Raw genomic sequence first — 23,672 nt, 5'->3', positions numbered from 1 at the left:
CAGATGGCTCAAGGCAGGGCCGCAAGGCGGCCCCTGGGATTGCGCGGTGACGTGTGGGTTACTTGCCGTGGGTGGCTTGCAGCGCCCTGGCCTGTTCCAGATGGTGTTGCAGCGTTGGCAGCTTGTCGCTGGCAAAGGCCTTCAGCTCAGGCTTGTCGGAGGAGGCGGCCTCTTTCTTGAACAGTTCCACGGCCTTTTCGTGCGCGTCGACCTGGTTATTGACGTAGGACCGGTCGAACGACTCCTCGCGCCATTCGAGGATCATCTTCTTGACCTTGTCGATCAGCGCCGCCTCGTCGGGCACGCTGATGTCCAGCTTGCGGGCGATATCACCGAGTTCCTGGTTGGCTTTGGTATGGTCTGTGACCATTTGCTGGGCGAATTGCTTGATGTCTGCGCTTTGGCTCTTTTCCTGCACCAGGTTGCCGGTGACCACTTCGGCGATACCGGCTTCAGTGGCCGCATCGACGAAATCGTCCGAAGACGCTGCCTGTACCTGCAGCGAAGCCAGGCCCATCAACAGGGTTATCCCGGCGATTTTCAAGAATGGTTTGTTCATCTGTCACTCCTTCGCTTGGTGGCTGCGACCTCTATGCCGCAATCGGTTGAGCCGTAGGAGCAAGTGAAGGTTTAGTTTTTCTCGAATAACCGGCCACTGTGAGGGCGCAGCCGGTGTTTTGGGCACCGCTCATCCACTATGTCGCAATCAGAATGAACTCACGGATGCCGTTCAGACTTGTCCAGCAGATGGCATGTAGAAGGAACTTTACCGATCTTGCGATCCTCCACCGGATGCGAGTGCTTCACCGAGATATTTCATGAACAGCCCGTTCAGAAAGGGGCAAGACCCTGACGGTGAATACATCACACTCCGGAGACCGCAAAATGAACAAATCCGACGATCAGCAGCAGAAAGGCCCCCATTCCTCCGATCATGCAACGACTGATCAGGACCTGGGATTCGATCCGGACTCTCCAGACCTGGACGACCCTCAAGTGGACCCCCAAGGCCCAGCGAAAGCGCCCAGGGATGTGGAAAAGAAACCGTGAGCTTGCCTACCCTGATTGAAGGCGGGTATATCATCCGGCATGCGGCTGGTGATCAGATTCCCGTCCACCACCTCTTCATCTACTTTCGCCAGGTGGGGACGTGGGACGTCTCGGACGGAGTGAGAAGTTCCATCGCACTACTTCAGCGGTAGGGTTGCTAACCGTCTGACCGTTGCAGTTGAACATTGCGCGGTGCTTGGGCTCTCACTTGCAGGGATAGAACGAGGCGGCCGTCATGAGCATCGAACGCAGCATTCCTGAACTTGAAGCCTGGTACGCGCAGTACGACGACATCAGCTACCGGCGCGAATCGCCGGACGCCTACCACCATGAACTGGTTTGCACCGCCGAGGAGCTAAGGGACGATGGTGCCATTGACTGGGATGACTGGTTGGCGCTGAAGGCACTGGCCGACGAGGCACATATCCGAGCATTGGAAGATGCCGTACAGGCTCACGTGAGCGACCCTGACGCATGAGAGCGCTGAAGATCGCCACCTTCAATATCAATGGCATCCGCAGCCGCCTGCCCGCGCTGTTGGCCTGGCTGGAGCGGGAGCAGCCGGACATTGCCTGCTTGCAGGAACTAAAGGCGGCCGACAAGCAGTTTCCTCGCCAGGCCATCGAAGCGGCAGGTTATGGCTGCCTTTACCAGGGGCAACCCTCCTGGAACGGCGTGGCGATCCTGGCGCGCGATAGCGAGCCGCTGGAGGTCCGTCGCGGGCTGCCCGGCATGCAGGACGATCAGCAGAGCCGCTATCTCGAAGCTGCGGCGCACGGTGTACTGGTGGGCTGCCTTTACCTGCCCAACGGCAACCCGCAACCCGGCCCGAAGTTCGATTACAAACTGCGCTGGTTCGAGTGCTTGATCAAGCATGCCCAAACACTGCATGTCAGCAGCCATCCTGCGGTATTAGCGGGGGACTTCAACGTTGTGCCCACCGATCTGGACATCTATAACCCGCGCTCATGGCTCAAGGACGCGCTGCTGCAACCTGAATCGCGGGCGTTATTCCAAGAATTGTTGGCCCAGGGCTGGGTCGATGCTGTTCGTCACCTTTATCCCGAGCAGCGCATTTACACGTTCTGGGACTATTTTCGCAATCACTGGGCGCGTAATGCCGGGCTTCGTATCGATCACCTGCTGCTCAACTCGGGTCTGAGCCCTTATTTGAAGCGGGCGGGCGTGGATGCCTGGGTGCGCAACGAAGCCAAGGCCAGTGATCATGCGCCGGTCTGGATCCAGTTGGGCGGGCGCCGCCAGCAACGCTAGGCTGTTCCCTGCAACGAGCGGGCAGCTTGCAGTTGTGTGTTTTTTCGCCACCCTCGCAGATTCATGGCACAGAGGCACAATTGCAGGATGATCAATGCCCAGGCTTCTGCTTGCCAGCCCCAGACGGCCCACAGAACGTTGCTTGCAAGAAAACAACAGAAACCTGCCTTCCTGCGCCCCGGACGGCGTGAACCGATGCACCAGGCTGCCAGCACGGTCATTACCATGGCGGGCCATTCAAGTAAGCCAATCCAATATTCCATGAAACCTTCCGACTGATGATGGGTAGCTGAAACTGATCACCTGCCAGCGTACTGAGCGCTGGCAGGTGATCGCTTGACTAAGCTGCTCGCTGCTCGCCCTTGAGCATCTTTTTCTGCATTTCCATGGTTTGCCCCAGCTCCTCGAGGGTGTCCTTGCTGAGCAGCTTCTTCGCGGTGGGGAAGAGTTCGCCTTCCTCTTCCTCGATGTGATGCTCCAACAACTCTTTCATGACCTTGACCCGCCCGGCGAATTCGACGGTGCCGGTTTCGGTATGCAGGAGGTCGGGTAGGACGAGGGAGTCGACAGTCCGGTGTTCTTCCTTGGCCTCGTAGTACATCTTCGCTTCTTCCTTGCCACCCGCTTGCTTGATGGCTGGGTAGAGTATTTCTTCCTCGAGCGTGGTGTGGATCCGCAACTCCTGCTCGATCCTGTGAAGTAACTCGGCCCGTTTCTTCACTGCGCGCTCGGTGGTGGTCGACAGTTCTTCGAGCAGTTTTTTCACCAGCTTGTGGTCTTGAATCAGTAAGTCGATAGCGTTCATTGGCGTTACCTCATCACGGATTGAGTCAAGAACTTGCTCGTGGTTGAGTACGCGCAGAGTGACAGGGTTCAATGCTTACGATGGCTGGCATCATCGCGTGTGCATGCGAAGCGATGGTCGTAGCTTTACTGTTGACAAAAGGCCTCACTTGGCAGGAATGATCGAAATCTTTCCATTGCGTTCGACGATGGCGAACTTGACCTGCTCAATGTTCTCGATACCTTGGCTGTCCCGCGCTGACTCGAGGATATCGTCCTCCGTGAGGCGTACCCGGCGCATGCGGTTATGCAGAAAGCGCCCATTCTCGACAACCAGGGTAGCGTGCCCATCCAGTAACCTGGCCAAGGGCTTGGAGTTGAGCTTCGCGAGCGAAAGACCGACGTCCAGGACGATCAGCGTGGCAATCACCAGCATGGCATTGGTGAACGAAAAGTCCTCGCCCAGAAGCGCCTGCTGGGTGGCCTCCCCGATGATCAGCAGCAAGACGAAGTCAAAGGTCGTCAGGTCGGCCAGCGAGCGCCGCCCGGCTACGCGAAACAGCAGCATGAGGGCGACGTACATTCCGGCTGCGCGGAGGATCGAATCCATGACGCACCCCTAGGGGTAAAGGAATGTGGAGAAACGAACGGCGCTTTTGGGGCCAGCCCTGACGCTGCCCTCCAGAGTGCCTACGTGCTCACTTCGAAGGGTCAGGTACAAGGTGGCCACGCCATCTTGCCTTGTACCCAATTGGAACAGCATGGCCTGGCCATGTGACATCGACCGTTGCGGCTCCGGTTGTAACGTCTCGATACTGGCGTCACGAAGCAATGATCCTGCGAGTTGCACCTCTACCGGCTGACCAGGGGTACCCTGAACGGTGATGAAAAGGCTATCTGTCGTGCCGCTTCGGCTGAGGCGCTGATACTCAACCCGTACCCTGCCATCCTGGCTCACCACCTCGGCATCGCTCAACGGGCCATTACCGAACAGGCCTGCCAAGGCAAGCAGTACCATGGTCACGAGTACATACCACCCCACGCGCTCAAAGCGCCAGACGCGCTGCTGCATCGGCATGTCTTCTTGAACAGGGTGACGCCGGGATACCAGTTCATCTTCCGACATGATCACAGCCCTCAAGCGCGCTCACCGTGTAACCAGCGCTGGTGATAGTGGGAAACCTGGGTCAGACCGAACAGGGCGCCTTCGCGCATGACTTCAGATCGCTCGCCGAAGAACCGTCGAGTGCACGTGAAAACGGCAATTGGATCGCCGGCGAAAGCCCACGCAAAGCACATCGTCCCCGGCGGTATTCCGGATTCGGGCGCCGGGCCGGCTACCCCGGTGGTGGCGATAACCACATTGGCATCGCTGTCTCGCAAGGCGCCCAAGGCCATTTCCCAGGCCACTGCTTCGCTGGTCAAGCCGTATCGTTCGATGGTTTCGGCGCTGACACCCAGCAGGCGTTTCTTGGCGCTGGGTGAGTAGACGACGTAGCCGCTTTCCAGCACCTCTGCGGTACCCGGTACCGCCGCCAGCAAAGCCACCATGCAGCCCGCAGTGCACGATTCTGCTGTGGTCAAAATCAGTTTGTTGTTCTTGAGATAGCCGAGGGCGGCCAGTACAGGGTCGTTTGCCATTCCAGTGTCGACTCGCTTGTTTTGCGGTGGACGCGATCCGGGGGTATTTGGTTCATCGCATCTATTGCCCGGCTATCTCGAGAAGTGAACGTGACGTGAACTTTGCCCGTGCTTCGGCTTCCCTAGTTCAAAGGCAATGGCAGGAGAGCAACATGAAGAAAGTGAGCGATAGGCTAAAGGAGTCTGCGCAGACGATGCCGCATGGGGAAGAAGAGCGAGACAACGATGCTCATCGTCCGGATGGATCCACCGGTACATCACATGACTCGACAGCGCAAAAAACGGCCCGTGATCACGATCGGCACAAACACTGAATCTGCCCCGCAAAAGGGAGGCCCGCCAGCACGGCGAGCCTCTTGGCGCTAAAGTATCGGTTTGCCGCCAGTCACCGCGTAACGTGAGCCACTGATGTAACTGGCCTCGTCGGAGCCCAGCAGCACGTAGATCGGCGCGACTTCGACCGGCTGCCCCGGCCGCCCCATCGGGTAGCTGGAACCAAAGTTCTTGACGGCCTCGTCCGGCATGGTTGCCGGAATCAAAGGCGTCCAGATAGGGCCTGGCGCGACACTGTTGACCCTGATGCCTTTCTTGCCCAGCAACTGAGCCAAGCCAGCAGTGAAATTGGCAATGGCCCCCTTGGTCGTGGCATAGGCCAGCAGGCTGGGGGATGGATCGTCGGAGTTGACCGAGCTCGTATTGATGATCGAACTGCCCTTGGGCATGGAGGGTAGTGCCGCCTGGCAAATACGGAAGATGGCGGTGATATTGGTATCGAACGTTTTCACCCATTCATCATCGTCGATTTCCTCCAGGGTCTCATGGGACATCTGGAACGCCGCGTTGTTGACCAGGATGTCGATACGCCCGAACTGGCGGACGGTCTTTTCGACGATGTCGTAGCAGTGCTGTTTCTGCGCCAAGTCTCCGGGCAACAGCAGGCATTGACGGCCCGCGGCCTCGACCCAGCGCGCGGTTTCTTGCGCGTCTTCATGCTCATTCAGGTAAGCGATGGCGACGTCTGCACCTTCACGGGCATAGGCAATCGCTACTGCCCGCCCGATGCCGCTGTCTGCTCCGGTGATGAGTGCGATCTTGCCTTCGAGTCGATTGTGACCGGTATACGACTGCTCACCACAATCCGGATAGGGTTCCATTTTGCGCTGTGAGCCGGGGACATTTTGAGGCTGTGAAGGGAAGGGCGGGGTAGGGAAGTCTCGCATGGTAGAAGCTCCTGCCGTTGAGAACGTTCATACCGGTTCGAAAGGCCGGGCCCCGGCGTGTTGGTTTCAATCTGCGGTTGATACGACGAGCGGTGCGGGATACCAATCCAATTGAATTTCACGCCCCATCGCCGTTCTACCGAGCTCAGCTCCAGGCGCATCTCGTCGTTCGGAGCCCAACTCCCGGAGTAGCAAGTGCCTCGAATCATTACCCCAACGACCCCTGAACACGAGATCAGCGAGCACAATGCCAGGATGTTTGGCTCTCCCAAGGAGCGTCTGGACTTTTACCGGCGTGAGATCCAGTACGAAACCAGCATCCTGGCCAACCGCACCGACGCCTACCTGGCGGCGCAGTCATTCCTGGTCATCGCCTTCGTCTCCTCCATGGGCAACCTAAATCAAGGATGGGGCGAGATGTTCACCCTGATCGTGCCTGCGTTCCTCGCCCTGCTCGGGGTATTGAGCTCGCTCAATGCCTGGCCTGGCATCCGTGCGGCCTACAACATCATCGATCATTGGCAGCTCAAGCAAAGCCATCTGCTGCGCAGCGAGCCGTTGATGGGGTTGGCTTACGACGAATCGCCGCTGTTCTGCGAGGCGGAAACCTCGCGTGCAGGCCATCGGAAATCACTGCTGTTCTCGCTGCGCACACCGTGGATCTTTCTGGTGTTCTGGGTGCTGCTGGGTAGCTACTCGGTGTACATCCAACTCGCCTGACAGTCCGCTGCATGGATTGGCTGCGCGTCGTCCTGCGAATCCGATGGAATTATCTCTTCCAGGAGTCGCTCAATAGCGTATGAACCAGGGAGCGGATCTTGTGCCAGCACTTCAATTGTACGTAATCGAGTATGACCTTCACGGTGACCATCGGACGTTCATCATCCGCCTGGAGAAAATGGACAACGCCGTGGCTTGGCACTGGGCCAGTTGCGATGCCGGCGTTGGCATCATCCCGAGATTCAGTCAGCAGAAAATCAAGTTGGTCAGTCGACCGATGGCCGAGCGCTACGGCATCGCCAAGGTGAAGTGGCGGCTCGCTGGCGATGGCCCTGAATTCGTGGCGCCACCTATCGACGTCAAAAAGTTTTCGGGCGTTGCTGGAGGTAGTTGAAGTCCAACGCCCGATCCATCTGCCCAGGGCCCAGGGTGCCCGCTGCAGCGCCTGGCACGAGGATGACCTTGCGACAGTCATCCTGCTTCTGATCGAACAACTTGTAGCCCATGGCTGCTTCTTCGAGGGCCAGGCGGTGAGTGACGATCAATTCCGGTTGTAGACGTCCTGCTTCGATGTGTTCCAGCAGTTCGGGCAGGTATTTCTGGACATGGGTCTGGCCCATCTTGAAGGTAAGGCCCTTGTCGAACGCGTCGCCGAACATGAATGCATGAATGAAGCCCGCGTACACTCCAGGGACACTCACGACGCCGCCACGCCGCACGGCTGCAATGCTCTGGCGCAATGCTTTGCCACTGCTGCCTTCAATCTTCAGGGCCGTCATCACCGTTTCGGCAGTGCTGCCCTTGGCCTCGAAACCGACCGCGTCGATCACCGCATCGACCCCGCGCATGCCGGGTGTCTGACGAATGATGCTGTCGGCTGGATCGTCGTCCTGCTCGAAATTGATCGGTATGACGCCGTAAGCCTCGCGGGCGTAGGCCAAGCGGTAATCATTGTCATCGACCATGAAGATGGTCTGAGCGCCGAGCATTCGCGCGCAGGCTGCGCCCAGCAAGCCCACTGGCCCGGCGCCGTAGACTGCCAACGTTGAACCCGGGCCAATCTCGGCATTGATGACCGCCTGCCAAGCGGTGGGCAGAATGTCCGAGAGGAACAGCACCTTGTCATCGGCCAGGTCTGTGGGCACTTTGAACGGGCCGACGTTACCCTTGGGTACCCTCACGTAATCCGCTTGGCCACCAGGGATTCCGCCATAGAGATGGCTGTACCCGAACAGCGCGGCGCCCGGTGGAATGCCTTTCTTGTTGATGATCGAGCCACGGCCTGTGTTGGTGGTTTCGCAGGCAGCGAACAGATCACGCTGACAGAAAAAGCAGTGGCCGCAAGCGATCACGAAGGGAATCACAACCCGATCGCCGATCTGGAGATTGGTGACGGCACGTCCTGTGTCTTCGACGATGCCCATGAATTCATGGCCAAAGATATCGCCCGCTTCGGTTTCTGGAATTTTTCCTCGGTAGAGGTGCAGGTCGGAACCGCAAATGGCCGTAGCGGTGACCCTGAGGATGATGTCGTCTTCTTGCTCGATGATGGGATCAGGGACGTTATCGACTCTGACGTCGTTTGCTCCGTGGTAGGTCAGTGCTCTCATGAAAGTCAGCTCCTGCAGCCGCGTGTTTGCGTTATCGGTATGCAGGGGAAGCCATGGCGGACAGTAAAGTTCAGACCAACAAGTCTGGCGGTACTGATTTGCTGCAGCCCCGAAAATTGGCGGAACCATTCAGATCATCCTGGTATCTGAGCAATCATCGTCGTACCGAGGAGCGCGAGGTGCTCGTGCGGACGATCCTGCCGACCTGGCTGCTGCTGACCGCAAAGCGGGTGGGGGGACTTGGCCCCCGCCCGATCAGAGCACTTTGTCGAGCGTGATCGGAAACTCCCTCACACGCTTGCCTGTGGCATGGTAGACCGCGTTGGCCACCGCAGCGGCCACCCCGACGACGCCGATTTCGCCCACGCCCTTGGACCCCAGTTCGTTGACAATGTCATCGTGCTCTTCAACGAAGATCACTTCGATATCCCCACAGTCTGCATTGACCGGGATGTGGTACTCCGCCAGGTTGTGATTGACGATGCGGCCTAGCCGATGGTCGGTCAACGCTGCTTCGTGCAGGGCCATGCCCACCCCCCACACCACGCCACCCAGGATCTGACTGCGCGCGGTCTTCGGGTTGACCACCCGTCCTGCGGCCACAGCGCTGACCACCCGGACGACCTTGATCGTGCCAAGCTCTTCGTCGACGTGGACTTCCACGAATACCGCCGAATGGGTGGCGGTGGAGAATGGTTGACGCCTGGCGCCGGGCTCGGCGTCGATCTGCACTTCGAACGCACCGGCGGGTGCGTTGGCGACGATGTCCGCCAATGCCAGGCGATGGCTGCCAGCGTGCAGATAGCCGTCGGCGAAAGCGATCTGCTGCCCGGCAGTGCTCGCCACCTGGGGGTGCATGTTGCGCGCGTGTGCCAGCACCTTGGCGCGCAGTACCTGGCAGGCCTGGCGCACGGCCGAGCCCACCGACGACACCGTGAATGATCCACCCTGAAGCGGTGCGGTGGGGAGTGAAGAGTCACCCAGCACGAAGGTGACATCCTCCACCCTGACGCCAGCTGCCTCGGCGGCGATCTGGGTCATGACGGTATAAGTGCCGGTCCCGATATCGGTGGTGGCACTGCTGACGGTGAGATGGCCCTGGGCATCGATGCGCGCCCTGGCGCTGGCCTTCATCTGCATGGCTTCCCAGACGCCGCCGGCCATCCCCCAGCCGACCAGCTGGTTGCCATTGCGCATGCTGCGCGGTTGGGGAGTGCGGTTATGCCAGCCAAAACGTTCGGCACCTTGCTGGTAGCACGCCAGCAGTTCCTTGCTGGAGTAAGGCTTGCCCTCGTTGGCGTTGTTGGCGGCGAAATTGCGCCGGCGCAGATCTACCGGGTCGACCTGCACTGCACAGGCGAGCTCATCCATGGCGCATTCCAGCGCAATCATCCCGGACGCAGCCCCAGGCGCCCGCATGTCCAGCGGGGTGTACACATCGAGCGAGGCCAGGTGATAGCTGAGCGCAACGTTGTCGCATTGGTAAAGCATGCCGCTCCATTCCACCAGGTGCTCGGTGAAGTCCTCGAAGCGGGAGGTCTGGCCAAGCGCATCATGAGCGATCGCCAGCAAGCGCCCGTTTGCGTCTGCACCCAGGCGCAAGCGTTGCTCGGTGCGGGGCCGGTAGCCAAAAGTGAACATCTGCTGGCGTGTCAGGGTCACGCGCACCGAGCGCTTCAGGTGCAACGCCGCCATCACTGCCAGCGGCAACTGGTACTGCGGGCGCAAACCCGAGCCGAAGGCGCCGCCGACGAATGCCGCGCGCACACGGATGTTTGCCTTGGGCAGGCCGAACACCTTGTGCAGGTAGTCCTGGCAGTTCTGCGTACCTTGGGTCTTGTCGTGGATTTCCAGGGTGCCGTCGGCCTTGTAGTGCACGGTCGACGCATGGGGCTCCATCGGGTTGTGGTGCTCGTTGGCCGTCAGGTAGGTGGCATCCACCTGCACCGGCGCCCTGGCAAACTGCCCGGCGAAGTCGCCACGCGGCGCTGGCGTTTCGGCGGGTGCCGCATGCGATTGTTGGCAGGCGCCCAGGTCTGTCTGGTGAGCCTGCTCGGCATAGTCGATTTTGATCAGCGAGCCTGCATAGCGGGCCAGTTCCAGGGTTTCGGCGATCACCAGCGCCAACGGTTGCCCACTGTACAGCACTCGATCATTGAACAAAGGCCGAAACGGTGAGCCCTCGGCAGTGTCGGCATCGCTGTAGTCGTTGTCATAACTGGATATAGGCGGGCGATGGCCATGGTCGAGCACGGCGATTACCCCGGGCACGCGCATGGCCTGCGTACTGTCGATGTCGAGTACCCGGCCGCGGGCAATGGTACTGGACACGACGCTGCCGTGCAGCAGGCCCGCCTCGGGGTATTCGCCCGCATAGCGGGCCTGCCCGGTGACCTTCGCCACACCGTCCACGCGGTCCAGGGGTGTGCCGACTACGGGTGTGCTTTTGATCATGAGCGTGCCCTCCCGTCAGCGGCGCCGCGCGCCGCGTCATCCAATGCCCGTACGATTGCTCGCTGGGCGAGGGTCACCTTGAAACCGTTGTGGCTCAGGGGTTGTGCACCTTGCAGCAACGTTTGCGCGGCGCGGGTGAAGAGCGCTTCAGATGGCACCTGGCCAGCCAGCATGCACTCCACAACCGGGTCCCGCCAGGGTTTGTGGGCAACGCCGCCCAGCGCAAGGCGCGCCTGCCGGATCACATCGCCATCGAAATTCAAGGCGGCAGCGACGGACACCAGCGCGAACGCGTAGGAGGCGCGGTCGCGTATTTTCAGATATCGAAAATGATGTTCGAACATCGGGGGCGGCAGCTCGATGCCAGTTACCAGTTCAGCGACTGCCAGTTGATTGTCGCGTTCGGGCGTGTCCCCGGGCAGACGATGGAAATCCGCAAAGGGTATCTCCCGTTTACCCGACGGCCCTGCTACATGCACCACGGCTTCAAGCGCTGCCAATGCCACGCACATGTCCGAGGGATGGGTCGCGACACAGGCATCGCTGGCACCGAGAATGGCATGGATGCGGTTCGACCCTTTACGCGCAGGGCACCCGCTGCCGGGCTCACGTTTGTTGCAGGGGGTGCCGGTGTCGTAGAAGTAGTAGCACCGGGTACGCTGCAGCAAGTTGCCACCGGTGCTGGCCATGTTCCTCAACTGCGGTGACGCCCCGGCCAGGATCGCGTCCGACAGCAGTGGATAATGCTGCTCGATCATCGGGTGCCAGGCCAGCTCGGCATTGCTCACCAGAGCACCGATCAGTACACCGCCGTTCGAGGTGGGATGGATACCGTTCAGCTCAAGGCCGGTGATATCGATGAGCCGCTCGGGACGAACGACGTTTTCCTTCATCAGGTCGACAAGGTTGGTGCCCCCGGCGATGAAATGCGAGCGTGTGTCAGCCAAGCTCACCGCTTCGCGGACTGATGCGGGCTTGCAGTAGTTGAAGGGCATCATGAATTTGGCCCTCGTTGCGGCTGGGCTGCGCCTCTTATCAACGGCAGCGCTTCTTCCACCGCTGCGACGATGTTGCCGTAGGCACCACAACGGCAAAGGTTGCCGCTCATCTGCTCGCGGATGGCCTCGCGGGTGTCGGCACGTCCTTCGTGCGCAAGCCCGACCGCAGAGCAGATCTGCCCCGGGGTGCAGTAGCCGCACTGGAACGCATCGTGAGTAATGAAGGCGCGCTGCATCGGGTGCAGGGCGTCACCGTTGGCCAGCCCTTCGATGGTCACCAACTCGGCCCCGTCACACATGATGGCCAAGGTCAGGCAGGCATTGACGCGCTTGCCGTCGCGCAGCACCGTGCAGGCACCGCACTGACCATGATCGCAACCTTTCTTGGTGCCGATCAGGTCCAATTGCTCACGCAGCAGGTCGAGCAAGGTAACCCAGGGATGCACCTGCAGGGTTCGGGGCTGACCATTGAGGGTCAGACAGATGGGGTGCTCTGCAGCCCCGTTGGAAGCGATCGCGCTCATGGTAGGTCCTCACGGTCAGGGTTCGCGCAGTCGGCTGCGTCTTAGTCGTGCGACCGGGCCGGCCGAATAAACGTTCAGCCGGCTCGCCGAGGTGTCGCTCATTTCTTGCCAGGCAGCACCGAGCCGAGCACCTGCTTGGCTGTCTGCACGATGATGCCCGCCTGGTCGGGGTCTCCCTTGAGCAAGGTACCGGCAAACTTCTTCGCCTGTTCCAGCGTGATGTGGGGAGGCAGGGGCGGCACGTTCGGGTCGGTCTTGAACTCGATCAGTACGGGTCGATCAGCCGCCAGGGCGCGCTCCCACGCAGCGGCAACGTCCTCTTCGCGATCTACGTAGATACCTTGCAGGCCAATGGACATGGCAAACACATGGTAGGGCACGTCAGGGATTGTCTGCGACGCGTCGAACTTGGGGTCCCCCTCCATGACCCGTTGCTCCCAAGTCACCTGGTTGAGGTCCTCATTGTTGAACACGGCACAGATCCATTGAGGGTTGTCCCACTGCTGCCAGTATTTGGCCACGGTGATCAATTCGGCGAGGTTGTTCATCTGCATCGCCCCATCGCCCACCAGGGCAACCACGGTCCGTTGCGGGTGGGCGAACTTGGCTGCAATCGCATAAGGCACGGCTGCGCCCATGCAAGCCAGGCCGCCAGACAGCGAACACTGCATCCCGTGGCGAATCTGCAGGTCGCGGGCAAACCAGTTGGCGCAGGAGCCGGAGTCGCTGGTGATGATGGCGTGGTCGGGCAGGCGAGGAGACAGTTCATGGACCACGCGTTGCGGGTTGATCGGGTCAGCCTTGACCCGCGCGCGTTTGGCCACGGTCCTGTCCCACCGTGCACGCCAGGTCTCTACCTTGTCGCGCCAGCGCCGGTCGGTCTTGTGCTCAACCAACGGCAACAGTGCGCGCAATGTTTCGCTGGCGTCGCCGACCAGGTTGACCTCCATCGGATAGCGCAGGCTGAGCATGTCGGGTTGCAGGTCGATCTGCACGCCACGCGCCTGGCCTTCCCTGGGCAAAAACTCGGAATAGGGAAAGCCGGAGCCGATCATCAGCAAGGTGTCGCATTCGGTCATCAGCTGATAGCTGGGTTCGGTGCCGAGCAGGCCTATCGATCCGGTGACCCACGGCAGCTCATCCGGCAGCACAGCCTTGCCCAACAGCGCTTTGGCAACCCCGGCACCCAGTCTTTCGGCGATTGAAATGACCTGGTCTGTCGCCTGCAGTGCGCCGGCACCCACCAGTATCGCCACCTTGTGCCCAGCGTTTAATACATCGGCGGCGCGCTGCAGGTCTTCGTCGAACGGCAACACGCGGGGCTTGCTGTAGCCGATGCCGGAATGCACGGTACCGTGGGCCCTCGGTGGTTCGTTGTAAGGTAGGTCCTGCAGGTCGTTGGGCAGGATGATGGTGGTGACGCGGCGTTCGCCGACGGCCGTACGCACTGCACGGTCAAGCAGGTGGCGCACTTGCTCCGGTGTCGATGCCTGCTGGACGAACGCACCGGCGACGTCCTTGAACATCGACAGCAGGTCCAGCTCCTGCTGGTAGTGCCCGCCCAGTGCCGCGCGGGCCTGTTGACCCACGATGGCCAGTACCGGCTGGTGATCCATGCGTGCATCGTACAGGCCGGTAAGCAGGTGCGAGGCGCCCGGGCCGGAGGTGGCGATGCACACGCCGAGCTCGCCGGTGAACTTGGCATGGGCGCTGGCCATGAAGGCGGCCATTTCCTCATGGCGGGCCTGGATGAATTGAATCTTGCCGTTGGCCCGACTCAGCGCGCCGAACACACCATTGATGCCGTCGCCGGGGTAACCGAAGATGCGCCGTACGCCCCATTGATACAAACGCTCCACCAGAAAGTCGCCTACCGTGCCGGTCATTGCCTGCTCCCGTTCTGTTATCGATAGGCGTCTGGAGTTGGCACGTGGCAGGAAAGTTTCATCGGTCTGTGTAGCGCTCTGCCGGCCGGAACCTGGCAACAGCCGACGGGCTCGAAGGTAAACCAATCACTCGATCAGGAAGCGCATCATGACGCGCATGAATACGCAAGATGCCAGCGTGCAGGCCTTGTTTTTCGAAGACGACGGCGCGACGCCGAATAGCCGTTTTCCGGTACTGCTCTACCGGCTGAAACTCGATCGGGCAGGGGATACTGCCAGCGCCTTCGAGGCCCTGTTTGCGGCTCACGAATGGACCCCGCTCTGGCGCGACGGGATCTTCGATTATCACCACTTTCATCCTAACGCCCACGAGGCACTCGGGATTGCCCGTGGGCGGGCCCGATTGACGCTTGGCGGGGAATGCGGGCAAAGCGTGAGCGTGGAGCGGGGGGATGTGCTGGTGCTGCCAGCAGGCACGGGCCATCGCTGCATCGAGTGCAGTGATGATTTCCTAGTGGTGGGTGCCTATCCTCACGGGCAGGAAGATTACGACATTCAACGGCCCGATAGTGCGGCGCACCAGCGTGCCTTGGAGCGCATCGCCAAGGTGCCGCAGCCTGAGCAGGATCCGGTCAGTGGCTTGCATGGCGCGTTGAAGACACGCTGGCGATGAGGCTGCACATAATTTCTATGTGTTTGAGTGTTTTTGGCGTTTTGCTGGGACTCGGTCACAGGCTATCGGGATCCCCGAAGGCACAGGGCATCAGGGCAGCGCAGAGTGCTCGATAGCGTGCATTGAAAGCCGGCAGGGCGAGAGGTCTATGGCGGCAACACGTCCCCGTTACAGCAGCGCGGTAGTCAAGGTTACAGGTTAGGCTGATGGACAGATGCAATGACAGTGGGGGCGTCAACCTGATTGCGTTTACGGCGTGGGCTGCCTGGAGGGCTTACGGATGATGGCACGCTGGCGTTGGGTCGCTGTTACGGGGTCTTCGGAAATGATAGATGCCGGTCAAGTGAGCACAGCTGAGCAGCCCTCGATCAGTAATAAAGAGGACTGCTCTGAAGACATTTGCAAACGCCTATCCGTTTACGTCCACAATCAAGCGACCCCGGATCTTTCCATTTATCAGGTCTGAGGCTGACGCGATCACGCTATGCAGGCCGATTTCTTTTGTCATGAGCGATAATGCGCCCAGGTTCAGCTGAGTCGAGAGTCTCTCCCACGCTTGCACTCGTCGCTCATAAGGCTGAGTCACGCTGTTGATGCCGAGCAGGCTTACCCCTCTGAGAATGAACGGCGCGACGGTGGCCGGAAAATCCATACCTTGAGCCAATCCGCAGGCAGCTACCAAACCTTCGGACATTGTGCTTGCGCACGCATTGACCAGCGTATGGCTCCCGACCGAGTCCACGACGGCCGCCCATTTCTCTTTCGCCAACGGACGCCCCGGGGCTGACAGTTCGGCGCGGTCGATGATAGTTGTCGCACCCAGGCTTTTCAGGTACTCATGCTCACTGGATTTGCCTGTGGCGGCGGTTACGGTATACCCCGCACCTGCCAGAAGGCTGATGGCGAAACTGCCCACGCCGCCGGTGGCGCCGGTAACCAGCACTGGCCCGTGGGAGGGTTTCAGCCCATGGCGTTCCAATGCCATCAGGCACAGCATGGCGGTGTAACCGGCTGTGCCAATGGCCATCGATTGGCGCTCATTCAGCCCCTGGGGATGGGGGATGAGCCAGTCGGCGTTCAACCGAGCCTTTTGTGCAAGGCCTCCCCAATGGCCCTCGCCAACGCCCCAGCCATTGAGCAGCACGCGATCGCCAGGCTGGTAGCGAGGATCGTCACTGGTCTCGACAGTACCCGCGAGGTCGATGCCAGGGACCATCGGAAACTGACGTACAACCGGCCCCTTACCGGTTATTGCCAGCGCATCTTTGTAGTTCAAGGTGCTGTAGGCCACCTTGACGGCCACGTTTGCGGGTGGGAGTTGATCCTCCCGCAGTTCCGTGACGCGGGCGGTATGTTGGTCATCATGCTTATCGATCAGAATGGCATTGAACATGGTGCGTCCTTAATTAGACCGGTTGTCTTTAAATCATCCGAAAGGAATCAGTGGGTGATTCCGTTCAGAAAACCTTGATAGAAAATGTCCAGCGGACGGACATTCTGCGTAAGCCGTGCACGAAGCACTGCACCCTCCCAACCTACCCAAAAGTAGGCTGCGAGTGCCTTGCAGTCATGTCCGCAAGGCACTTCACCCAGATTGACTGCTTCTTCCAGGCAGGCTGCCAAGCGCTGCTCCCAATCCTGCAGGGTCAGTTCCAGCTGTTCGCGGAAGCTGTCGGGGAGCACCAGTACCTCTTGGCCAAGGTTGCCTACCAGGCAGCCTCTTCTAAACTGATACCGGGCCATCCCCGCTTTCGCCTCCTCGACGAAATTGGACAGCCGTCGCAAGGGAGATACGCTCAAATCACCGAAGTTGCGCTCGAGCTTTTGAGCGAAATAGTCGGCATAGCGTTGCAGTACGGCTTGGCCAAATGCTTCTTTACTGTCGAAGTAGTGATAAAACGAACCCTTGGGCACCTGCACGCGCTTGAGCACGGCCTCGATGCCGGTGGCGGCGAAGCCTTGTTCGGTGAGGATTTCCATACCGCAACGCAATAGCATTTCGAGGGTTTCGCCATGCTCACGTGCGACTTTGGGGGGGCGGCCTCGACGAGGTGCAGGTTTGGAGATAGTCATGCGTTGTAATTTAGACTGATCGTCTCTAATGTCAACCTCCGAGCGATTCGATCCCCGATGAGCCGAGTGTTGGATGCGTCATGAAAAAGCGTTTACCGCCCTTGAACTGGCTTCGAGCATTTGAGGTTTCTGCCCGGATGCTCAATTTCACCCACGCCGCTGAAGAGCTCAACCTCACGCAAGCGGCGATCAGCCAGCAGGTTAAAGCGTTGGAGTCCCAGCTGGGCGTTGCGCTGTTCAAACGTCTGCCACGTGGACTTGAGCTTACCGAGGTGGGTAAATCGTATTTTCCAGTGGTCAGAGAGTCGGTTGAACGCCTGGCTGCATCGACCGACGAAATCTTTGGGCAAGGCCATCGCAGCGCACTCATTTTGCGTAGCAGTCTGGTTTTTTTTACCCACTGGATAGCCCCGCGCTTACCTAGATTTCAAGCAAGCCATCCAGACATACCCATTCGCATTGCCAGCAACATCTGGGTGGATGAAACAGCGTTCGATGCCGATCTCGAAATCCGCTACGGGCAGGGCCGCTGGCCCGGCATGAAGGCTGAACGATTGACCTGGGATACCCTGGTGCCGGTGTGTTCGCCTGCGCTCATCACGCCAGAGCGCCCGCTGCAGCGCCCCCAGGACCTTGCCAGACACCCGTTGCTGCACGTGTTGGGTTATGAGGAGGGGTGGGGCTACTGGCTGAAGAAGAACCATGCGGAGAACGTTGATTCCTCGCAAGGGTTGCAGTTCGACACCCTTATCTCGGCATTGACGGTGGCGGAATTGGGGCAGGGTGTAGCCCTGGCGCGTTCCTCGCTGGTCAAGCACCTGTTGGATCAAGGCCGTCTCGTAGCCCCCCTGGGGCGCAGTGTGCCGACCAAGGAGGCGTTCTACCTGGTGTATGCCGCCCACAGCATGGTTAACCCTGACGCCGCGGCTTTTGCACAGTGGCTGTGCGAAGAGGCACAGGCCTTCAGGGACGAGTACCGCTCGTTGGGGGAGGAAAACGCCAAGCGATAAGGAAATTTCCTTAGCAATAAAAAAAATGGCCCCTTAGGGCCATTTTTTATTGCTTTCGCGATGCCGTCGAATTTCTGAGAGTAGCTTCCACATCGCAGGCCCTTGGATGGATCAATCGTCCAGGTGACCGGTTGGTACGAGGTCTCAATAACAACAATAACCGCGCCGGCGAATCTCGTTGGCCCGGGGCTAAGTAGGGTTATCGTCATGCAGCATTGCAACCGTTTACCTTTGCAAGGCGTCAATGTCATCGATTTTGGTCAGTACATCGCAGGCCCTGCCGTCGCGATGATCCTTGCGGACCTGGGCGCGACTGTCGTACACATCGACCCGCTCGACGGGCCGCTGTGGGACAGCCCAGCCAACGCCACGCTCAACCGCAACAAGCTCTGCCTGCGGCTGGATCTGAAGACTGCCCAGGGGCTGCATCAGGCTCGCGAACTCATCTCCCGTTCAGACATCGTGATCGAAAACTTCCGGCCGGGTGTCATGTCCCGGCTGGGCCTTGATTTCGCAGCGCTGCGGCGCGCTCGCCCTGAGCTGATCACGCTGTCGATCCCTGGGTTTGCCAGTGATGACGAACTGCGTGCACAGTGGCGTGCGACGGAGGCGGTGATCGCTTCGGCCTCTGGTGTGTTCACCGATATGGGCCAGAACCGCGTACTGATGGGCATCAACCCCAGTTTCTCGCCGCTTCCGCTGGCGTCGGCCTATGGCACCATGCTGGCTGTTTCTTCTGTCGTGCTCGCCTTGCAGGCGCGTGAGAAGCACGGCGTTGGCGATCAGATCGAAGTGCCGCTGGCCGCCGCCGTGATGGAAGGTCTGTCGTACAACTCGATCAAGATCGACGGATACCCGCTGCGTTACAAGACGCTGCGTGAGAAGGAGAGCGAGCGGCGCCGTGCCGAAAACCTGCCGATGAACCTGAGCTACCAGGACCTGCAGGAGTTCCTCGACCCGTTCTACCGCACCTATGAATGTGCCGATGGCCGCAAGTTCTACGCCGTTTGCCCGTCCCATCGTGAGCATGCCAAGCGCTGTTTGCAGGCGATGGGCATCTATGAAGAAATGGTGGCCGCCGGCCTGCCCAAGGTAGATGACCCTTACCTGCCGATCGAACAGTGGGAAGGCAACGCATCGCTGGGCGTCTACCCTTTGCCGGCTGACTGGGCGGCACGCATCAGCGCCCGCATGAAAGAAGTGTTCTTGACCAAAACGGCGGCGCAGTGGGAAGTCATCTTCGGTGAAGGGCGTTTCCCAGGGGCGCCGCACAGATCGACCCAGGAGTGGCTCCACGACGAGCACTCGAATACTGCTGGTTTGATCGTCGAGGTCGATGATCGCGAGTTCGGCGTGATGAAGCAGCCTGGCCCAATTGCCTGGTTGGAGGGGTGTTCGGAGCCCATGCTCAAGCCGCTTTCGCGTCGTGATGTCAGCTTCGAGCAAGCGCTGGCAACCCTGTCCGAACGTCCTGATCCTGAATTGCCGCCTGCCAAGCTCGACACGCCTGCTGGTTGGCTGGAAGGCGTGAAGATCCTCGACCTGACGAACGTGATCGCAGGGCCGCACTCGACATCGTTCCTGGGCCGCTTCGGCGCAGATGTCATCAAGCTCGACCCTGTGGTGCCCAACTATGACCCGTGGAATACCGTGGTCTTCGGCATGTCGTCGGCACGTGGCAAGGAAAGTGTGCTGGTCGATCTGAACAAGCCCGAAGGGCGCGAGGTTTTCAATCGCCTCGTGCGCGAGGTCGATGTAATCGTCATGAACGCGCCGGATCGCCAATTGGCACCGCTGGGCCTTGATGAGGCGAGCCTGCAGGCGGTGAATCCTGGCGTGATCTTCTGTCAGCTGGACTGCTTCGGCGGCCCGCGTCGCGGACCTCGTACGGATTATCTGGGGTATGACGACCTAATCCAGGCCACTACCGGAATCATGCTGCGCTTTGGCGGCGGCATGGAAACGCCGGAAGAACATGCACACGTCGGCACGATCGATGTGATGTGCGGGTTTGCTGCTGCGCTGGGCGTGGCAACCGCCCTGTATCGTAAGCATCACTCGGGTGAGGCCTACCGGGCACGCACCTCGTTGGCTTCACTGGGCAACCTGGTGCAAATTCCATTCTGCTACGACTACCCAGGTCGTGGCCCATTCAATGAGCCATCCGGCCGTGACGTGGTCGGCTACAGCGACCTTTCCCGGTTCTACAGGACGGCGGATGGCTGGATCTACCTGGATGCCAGCGAAGGGGAGCTGCACAAGTTCGCGGCCATCGCCGATCTCAGCGGCGTGACCTGCGCAAGTGATCGGGTGGGCTATCTGCAATCTGCCATCAGCAGGATGAGCTGCGTGGTGCTTCAAGAGCGCCTGCAGGCTGCCAACATCGCTGCCGCAGTACCGGACAACATCGATCACCTGCGCAGCCAGTACAGCCGCAGTGCCGATGGCCAGCCGGGTATCGAGAATGGCAGCTACTCCTTCAGCATCTATGACGACCATCCGAGCGGGCATCGGGTTACGCAACTCGATCCTTACGCCATTCGCCCACGGGTCGGGCTTATACGAGCGCTGTCACCGGCTGAGAAGTTCGGTGCCTCGACTCGCAAGGTGCTGAGCCGCTACGGCTACACCGAGGCGCAGATTCAGTCGCTCCTGGACGCCAGCGCAATCGGCGAATCCTGGAGTGAGGAATATCTGCCGAGCTGACTGCTGAGGGCAGGTAAAGGCGCTGGGTTTCCCGCCCTGGCTTGCCCATTTCGAACAAGCGAACACGAGCCCAAGGCTGCTCGCGGGCGCGTTCATGCCCAAAAAATGAGATAGAGCCATGAATTACAACAGCATCCTTCCCCGTATCCTGCAAACCGGAGCTGGTGCCAGCCAGCAAATCCATCAGGTTCTAGCCAGCCTGGGCTGCCACAAACCGCTGATCATCACTGACCGGATGATGGTCGAGCTAGGCTACGCAGGGCGTATCAGCGCAGTCCTGACAGAGCAGGGGATTCAAGGCGACGTATTTTCCGACACCGTACCCGAGCCGACCGTCGCTTCGATTCAAGCCGGCGTATCGACCGCCAGGGAAGGTGGGTATGACAGCATCATCGCACTGGGCGGCGGAAGCCCTATCGATAGCGCCAAAGCGATCGGCATTCTGGCCAAATTCGGCGGTGTCATGCGCGATTACAAGTTCCCGCGCAACGTGACCGAGATGGGTTTGCCGATCATTGCCATTCCAACCACGGCCGGCACTGGCTCGGAAGTGACCCGGTTCACCATCATCACCGACGAATCGACTGACGAAAAAATGCTCTGTGTGGGCGCAGGCTTCATGCCGGTGGCGGCACTGGTCGACTACGAACTCACACTGTCGTTGCCACCTCGCGTCACCGCCGATACCGGTATCGATGCATTGACCCACGCCATCGAGGCATACGTCAGCAAGAAAGCGAATCTGTTTAGCGATGCCCAGGCACTGGCTGCCATGCGCCTGATCGGGCCGAACCTGCGCAAGGTCTACCACGACGGTAGCGACCGTGCTGCGCGCGAAGCCGTGATGCTGGGGTCGACCTTGGCGGGCCTGGCGTTCTCTGCAGCCTCCGTTGCCCTGGTGCATGGCATGAGCCGCCCGATCGGCGCGGCATTCCATGTGCCCCATGGCTTGTCGAACGCCATGCTGCTGCCTGAAGTGACAGCCTTTTCCATTCCCGCTGCACGTGATCGGTACGCCGATTGCGCACGTGCCATGGGCGTCGCCACGCAAAGCGACAACGACCAATCGGCGGTAGAGAAACTGCTGGATGAGCTGGTGGCGATCAATGATGAGCTCAAGGTGCCCACCCCAGCAGAGTTCGGCATCGATCGCGAAAAATTCTTCGAGCTGATGCCGACCATGGCCGCTCAGGCGTTGGCTTCCGGTTCACCTGGCAATAACCCGCGAGTACCGACCGAGGCCGAGATGGTCGAGCTGTATCGCAGCCTTTGGTAATGGCGCCTCATCGCATTATTTGAATAAAAAAAAGTGGAGTTACACATGAATACTGTCGGTCATCTGATTAACGGCGACGTCGTTGTCGAATCCAAGCGCACCCAGGATGTCTTCAACCCTGCCACCGGCCAGGTCGCTCGCCAGGTTGCCCTGGCATCGAGCCAGACCGTGGAGCACGCCATCGCGACTGCTGAGGCTGCTTTCCCGGCCTGGCGTGATACGCCGCCCATCAAGCGCGCACGCATCATGTTCCGCTTCAAGGAACTGCTGGAGCAGAACGCTGATGCGATCTGCAAACTGATTGGTGAAGAACACGGGAAGATTTCCCATGATGCGGCAGGCGAACTGCAGCGGGGTATCGAGAACGTCGAGTACGCTTGCGGGATCGCCGAGCTTCTGAAAGGTGAACACAGCAAGAATGTCGGCCCGAACATCGATGCCTGGAGCGAGTTCCAGCCCCTGGGCGTGGTGGCAGGTATCACGCCGTTCAACTTCCCAGTGATGGTGCCGCTGTGGATGATCCCGGTGGCCATTGCGGCGGGCAACTGCTTCATCCTCAAGCCCTCCGAACGCGATCCAAGCTCCACGTTGTTCGTTGCGCAACTGCTGCAGGAAGCGGGCCTGCCCAAGGGTGTACTTAATGTGGTGAACGGCGACAAGGAAGCGGTCGATATCCTGTTGCGCGACTCGCGCATCCAGGCAGTCAGCTTCGTAGGTTCGACCCCGGTTGCCGAGTACATCTACGCCACCGCCACGGCTCACGGCAAACGCTGCCAGGCACTGGGTGGGGCGAAAAACCACGCCATCGTCATGCCAGACGCCGACATCGACAATGCGGTGAACCAGCTGCTGGGCGCGGCGTTCGGTTCCTCCGGTGAGCGTTGCATGGCCCTGTCGGTCGCCGTTGCGGTGGGTGACGCGGCAGCCGATGCGCTGATCGCCAAGATGAAAGAAGCCATGAAGAACTTGAAGGTAGGGGCTTACAGCGACAGCACGAACGACTTTGGCCCGGTGATTACCCGCCAGCATCAGCAGAAGGTGGTCGGCTACATCGACAGCGCCGAAGAGCAGGGCGCTACGGTGGTTGTCGACGGTCGTCAGCCAAACGTTGCGGGCTATGAGGAAGGCTTCTTCGTCGGCGGCACCCTGATCGATCACGTCACCCCAGACATGCAGAGCTACAGGGAGGAGATCTTTGGTCCGGTTCTGCAGGTCGTGCGTGTCAACAGCATGCAGGAGGCCATGGCGTTGATCGACAAGCACGAGTACGGCAATGGTACGTGCATCTTTACCCGTGACGGTGAGGCTGCTCGGTACTTCTCCGACAACATCAAGGTTGGCATGGTCGGCATCAACGTGCCGCTGCCAGTACCTGTCGCGTACCACAGCTTCGGCGGTTGGAAGCGCTCGCTGTTCGGTGACTTGCATGCCTACGGGCCGGATGGCGTGCGGTTCTACACCCGACGCAAGACCGTTACCCAACGCTGGCCGTCGTCAGGTGTTCGCGAGGGCGCTGAATTCTCCATGCCGACCATGAAGTAACGCAGGTACAAGAGGTGTGCCTGGCTGTCGCCAGGCACACCGTTTCGTATGACACCGATGATCAATGATCGTCGTACTGCCGAGTGATGGTGTGCTGTTTTGTGGTGCCGCTGAAATAATAATTAGATAAAGCTAGAGGCGAATATGAATAATAAGCACAATATATGTTCGGGAAAGGCGGGTGGCCTTTCATTTCTTCAAGGGACGAGGTCTGTTCGAGCAAGGTTTGCAGTT

25 protein-coding genes are annotated in these 23,672 nt (G+C 59.9%); 11 read left to right on the top strand and 14 right to left on the bottom strand.

Translation table 11 applies throughout. The features are described 5' to 3' along the window. Positions 1-58: 58 nt before the first annotated feature. Positions 59-559 carry a DUF4142 domain-containing protein gene (locus ACVWZ5_RS01535; RefSeq protein ID WP_084942778.1) on the bottom strand — a complete coding sequence of 167 codons (501 nt, stop codon included), beginning with the start codon at positions 557-559 and terminating at the stop codon, positions 59-61. A 326-nt stretch (positions 560-885) separates the two neighbouring features. Here ACVWZ5_RS01535 and ACVWZ5_RS01530 point away from each other — a divergent pair, with 326 nt between their 5' ends. From ACVWZ5_RS01530 to xth, 3 genes are all read left to right on the top strand, one after another. Then, complete coding sequence (locus tag ACVWZ5_RS01530; protein WP_167388388.1) at positions 886-1,050, top strand: DUF6021 family protein; 165 nt, start codon at positions 886-888, stop codon at positions 1,048-1,050. Between the two features lie 235 nt (positions 1,051-1,285). Beyond that, a complete protein-coding gene (locus ACVWZ5_RS01525; RefSeq protein ID WP_084942775.1) occupies positions 1,286-1,528 on the top strand; it encodes a hypothetical protein in 243 nt (80 codons plus the stop codon). Further along, entirely contained in the window at positions 1,525-2,322 is a 798-nt protein-coding gene (gene xth, locus ACVWZ5_RS01520; protein WP_084942773.1) for an exodeoxyribonuclease III, read from the top strand. Before ACVWZ5_RS01525 ends, xth begins: the two co-directional genes overlap by 4 nt. On the opposite strand, the gene ACVWZ5_RS01515 is transcribed toward xth, so the two are convergent. From ACVWZ5_RS01515 to ACVWZ5_RS01495, 5 genes are all read right to left on the bottom strand, one after another. After that, a complete protein-coding gene (locus ACVWZ5_RS01515; protein WP_081100266.1) occupies positions 2,319-2,585 on the bottom strand; it encodes a hypothetical protein in 267 nt (88 codons plus the stop codon). The genes xth and ACVWZ5_RS01515 overlap by 4 nt on opposite strands. Before the next feature lie 77 nt (positions 2,586-2,662). Next, a complete protein-coding gene (locus tag ACVWZ5_RS01510) occupies positions 2,663-3,127 on the bottom strand; it encodes a hemerythrin domain-containing protein (RefSeq protein ID WP_028689328.1) in 465 nt (154 codons plus the stop codon). A 144-nt stretch (positions 3,128-3,271) separates the two neighbouring features. Then, positions 3,272-3,715, bottom strand: a complete 444-nt coding sequence (locus ACVWZ5_RS01505) for a DUF421 domain-containing protein (RefSeq protein ID WP_084942770.1) — start codon at positions 3,713-3,715, stop codon at positions 3,272-3,274. Positions 3,716-3,724: 9 nt separating this feature from the next. Beyond that, a complete protein-coding gene (locus tag ACVWZ5_RS01500) occupies positions 3,725-4,231 on the bottom strand; it encodes a hypothetical protein (protein ID WP_062364484.1) in 507 nt (168 codons plus the stop codon). A gap of 11 nt (positions 4,232-4,242) precedes the next feature. Then, the gene (locus tag ACVWZ5_RS01495) at positions 4,243-4,746 is read right to left on the bottom strand and encodes a CinA family protein (RefSeq protein ID WP_084942768.1); all 504 of its coding nucleotides are present in this window, start codon (positions 4,744-4,746) and stop codon (positions 4,243-4,245) included. 152 nt (positions 4,747-4,898) lie between these two features. Between ACVWZ5_RS01495 and ACVWZ5_RS01490 the strand changes: the two genes are divergently transcribed. Beyond that, positions 4,899-5,060: a hypothetical protein gene (locus tag ACVWZ5_RS01490; RefSeq protein WP_280088075.1), complete on the top strand. Its 162-nt coding sequence runs from the start codon at positions 4,899-4,901 to the stop codon at positions 5,058-5,060. A gap of 48 nt (positions 5,061-5,108) precedes the next feature. On the opposite strand, the gene ACVWZ5_RS01485 is transcribed toward ACVWZ5_RS01490, so the two are convergent. Continuing rightward, the gene (locus tag ACVWZ5_RS01485; RefSeq protein ID WP_062573743.1) at positions 5,109-5,966 is read right to left on the bottom strand and encodes an SDR family oxidoreductase; all 858 of its coding nucleotides are present in this window, start codon (positions 5,964-5,966) and stop codon (positions 5,109-5,111) included. Positions 5,967-6,161: 195 nt separating this feature from the next. On the opposite strand from ACVWZ5_RS01485, the gene ACVWZ5_RS01480 reads away from it, so the two are divergent. Both ACVWZ5_RS01480 and ACVWZ5_RS01475 read left to right on the top strand, forming a co-directional pair. Continuing rightward, the gene (locus ACVWZ5_RS01480; protein WP_016486361.1) at positions 6,162-6,686 is read left to right on the top strand and encodes a hypothetical protein; all 525 of its coding nucleotides are present in this window, start codon (positions 6,162-6,164) and stop codon (positions 6,684-6,686) included. 79 nt (positions 6,687-6,765) lie between these two features. Further along, the gene (locus ACVWZ5_RS01475) at positions 6,766-7,080 is read left to right on the top strand and encodes a DUF6555 family protein (protein WP_028689333.1); all 315 of its coding nucleotides are present in this window, start codon (positions 6,766-6,768) and stop codon (positions 7,078-7,080) included. Here ACVWZ5_RS01475 and ACVWZ5_RS01470 read toward each other — a convergent pair. The 5 genes from ACVWZ5_RS01470 to ACVWZ5_RS01450 form a co-directional block, all read right to left on the bottom strand. Further along, positions 7,046-8,296 (bottom strand): zinc-dependent alcohol dehydrogenase, encoded by a 1,251-nt coding sequence (locus ACVWZ5_RS01470; RefSeq protein ID WP_084942765.1) that lies wholly within the window; start codon positions 8,294-8,296, stop codon positions 7,046-7,048. The genes ACVWZ5_RS01475 and ACVWZ5_RS01470 overlap by 35 nt on opposite strands. Positions 8,297-8,551: 255 nt before the next feature. Continuing rightward, positions 8,552-10,750: a xanthine dehydrogenase family protein molybdopterin-binding subunit gene (locus tag ACVWZ5_RS01465; protein ID WP_457340355.1), complete on the bottom strand. Its 2,199-nt coding sequence runs from the start codon at positions 10,748-10,750 to the stop codon at positions 8,552-8,554. Further along, complete coding sequence (locus tag ACVWZ5_RS01460; protein WP_062573746.1) at positions 10,747-11,748, bottom strand: FAD binding domain-containing protein; 1,002 nt, start codon at positions 11,746-11,748, stop codon at positions 10,747-10,749. The genes ACVWZ5_RS01465 and ACVWZ5_RS01460 overlap by 4 nt, the downstream gene beginning before the upstream one ends. Next, complete coding sequence (locus tag ACVWZ5_RS01455) at positions 11,745-12,272, bottom strand: (2Fe-2S)-binding protein (protein WP_062573747.1); 528 nt, start codon at positions 12,270-12,272, stop codon at positions 11,745-11,747. Before ACVWZ5_RS01455 ends, ACVWZ5_RS01460 begins: the two co-directional genes overlap by 4 nt. Before the next feature lie 98 nt (positions 12,273-12,370). Further along, positions 12,371-14,158 (bottom strand): thiamine pyrophosphate-requiring protein, encoded by a 1,788-nt coding sequence (locus tag ACVWZ5_RS01450; protein WP_457340354.1) that lies wholly within the window; start codon positions 14,156-14,158, stop codon positions 12,371-12,373. A gap of 148 nt (positions 14,159-14,306) precedes the next feature. Here ACVWZ5_RS01450 and ACVWZ5_RS01445 point away from each other — a divergent pair, with 148 nt between their 5' ends. Beyond that, positions 14,307-14,831 (top strand): cupin domain-containing protein, encoded by a 525-nt coding sequence (locus ACVWZ5_RS01445; protein WP_062573749.1) that lies wholly within the window; start codon positions 14,307-14,309, stop codon positions 14,829-14,831. A 409-nt stretch (positions 14,832-15,240) separates the two neighbouring features. Here the strand turns inward: ACVWZ5_RS01445 and acuI are convergent, their stop codons facing one another. After that, positions 15,241-16,224, bottom strand: a complete 984-nt coding sequence (acuI, locus tag ACVWZ5_RS01440) for an acrylyl-CoA reductase (NADPH) (RefSeq protein ID WP_062573750.1) — start codon at positions 16,222-16,224, stop codon at positions 15,241-15,243. 47 nt (positions 16,225-16,271) lie between these two features. Next, complete coding sequence (acuR, locus tag ACVWZ5_RS01435; protein WP_167388387.1) at positions 16,272-16,904, bottom strand: acrylate utilization transcriptional regulator AcuR; 633 nt, start codon at positions 16,902-16,904, stop codon at positions 16,272-16,274. Between the two features lie 80 nt (positions 16,905-16,984). Here acuR and gcvA point away from each other — a divergent pair, with 80 nt between their 5' ends. The 4 genes from gcvA (at position 16,985) to ACVWZ5_RS01415 (ending at position 23,438) form a co-directional block, all read left to right on the top strand. Beyond that, complete coding sequence (gcvA, locus tag ACVWZ5_RS01430) at positions 16,985-17,914, top strand: transcriptional regulator GcvA (protein ID WP_260269895.1); 930 nt, start codon at positions 16,985-16,987, stop codon at positions 17,912-17,914. Between the two features lie 207 nt (positions 17,915-18,121). Further along, positions 18,122-20,620 (top strand): CoA transferase, encoded by a 2,499-nt coding sequence (locus tag ACVWZ5_RS01425; RefSeq protein WP_186599850.1) that lies wholly within the window; start codon positions 18,122-18,124, stop codon positions 20,618-20,620. Positions 20,621-20,738: 118 nt separating this feature from the next. Further along, a complete protein-coding gene (locus ACVWZ5_RS01420) occupies positions 20,739-21,896 on the top strand; it encodes an iron-containing alcohol dehydrogenase (RefSeq protein ID WP_062573754.1) in 1,158 nt (385 codons plus the stop codon). Between the two features lie 45 nt (positions 21,897-21,941). Beyond that, positions 21,942-23,438: a CoA-acylating methylmalonate-semialdehyde dehydrogenase gene (locus ACVWZ5_RS01415; RefSeq protein ID WP_186599851.1), complete on the top strand. Its 1,497-nt coding sequence runs from the start codon at positions 21,942-21,944 to the stop codon at positions 23,436-23,438. Positions 23,439-23,672 lie beyond the last annotated feature (234 nt).

It is taken from the genome of Pseudomonas sp. TE6283, assembly GCF_054060555.1.
The sequence above is the reverse complement of the archived record's forward strand: the minus strand, read 5'-3'. Positions and strand labels throughout refer to the sequence as shown.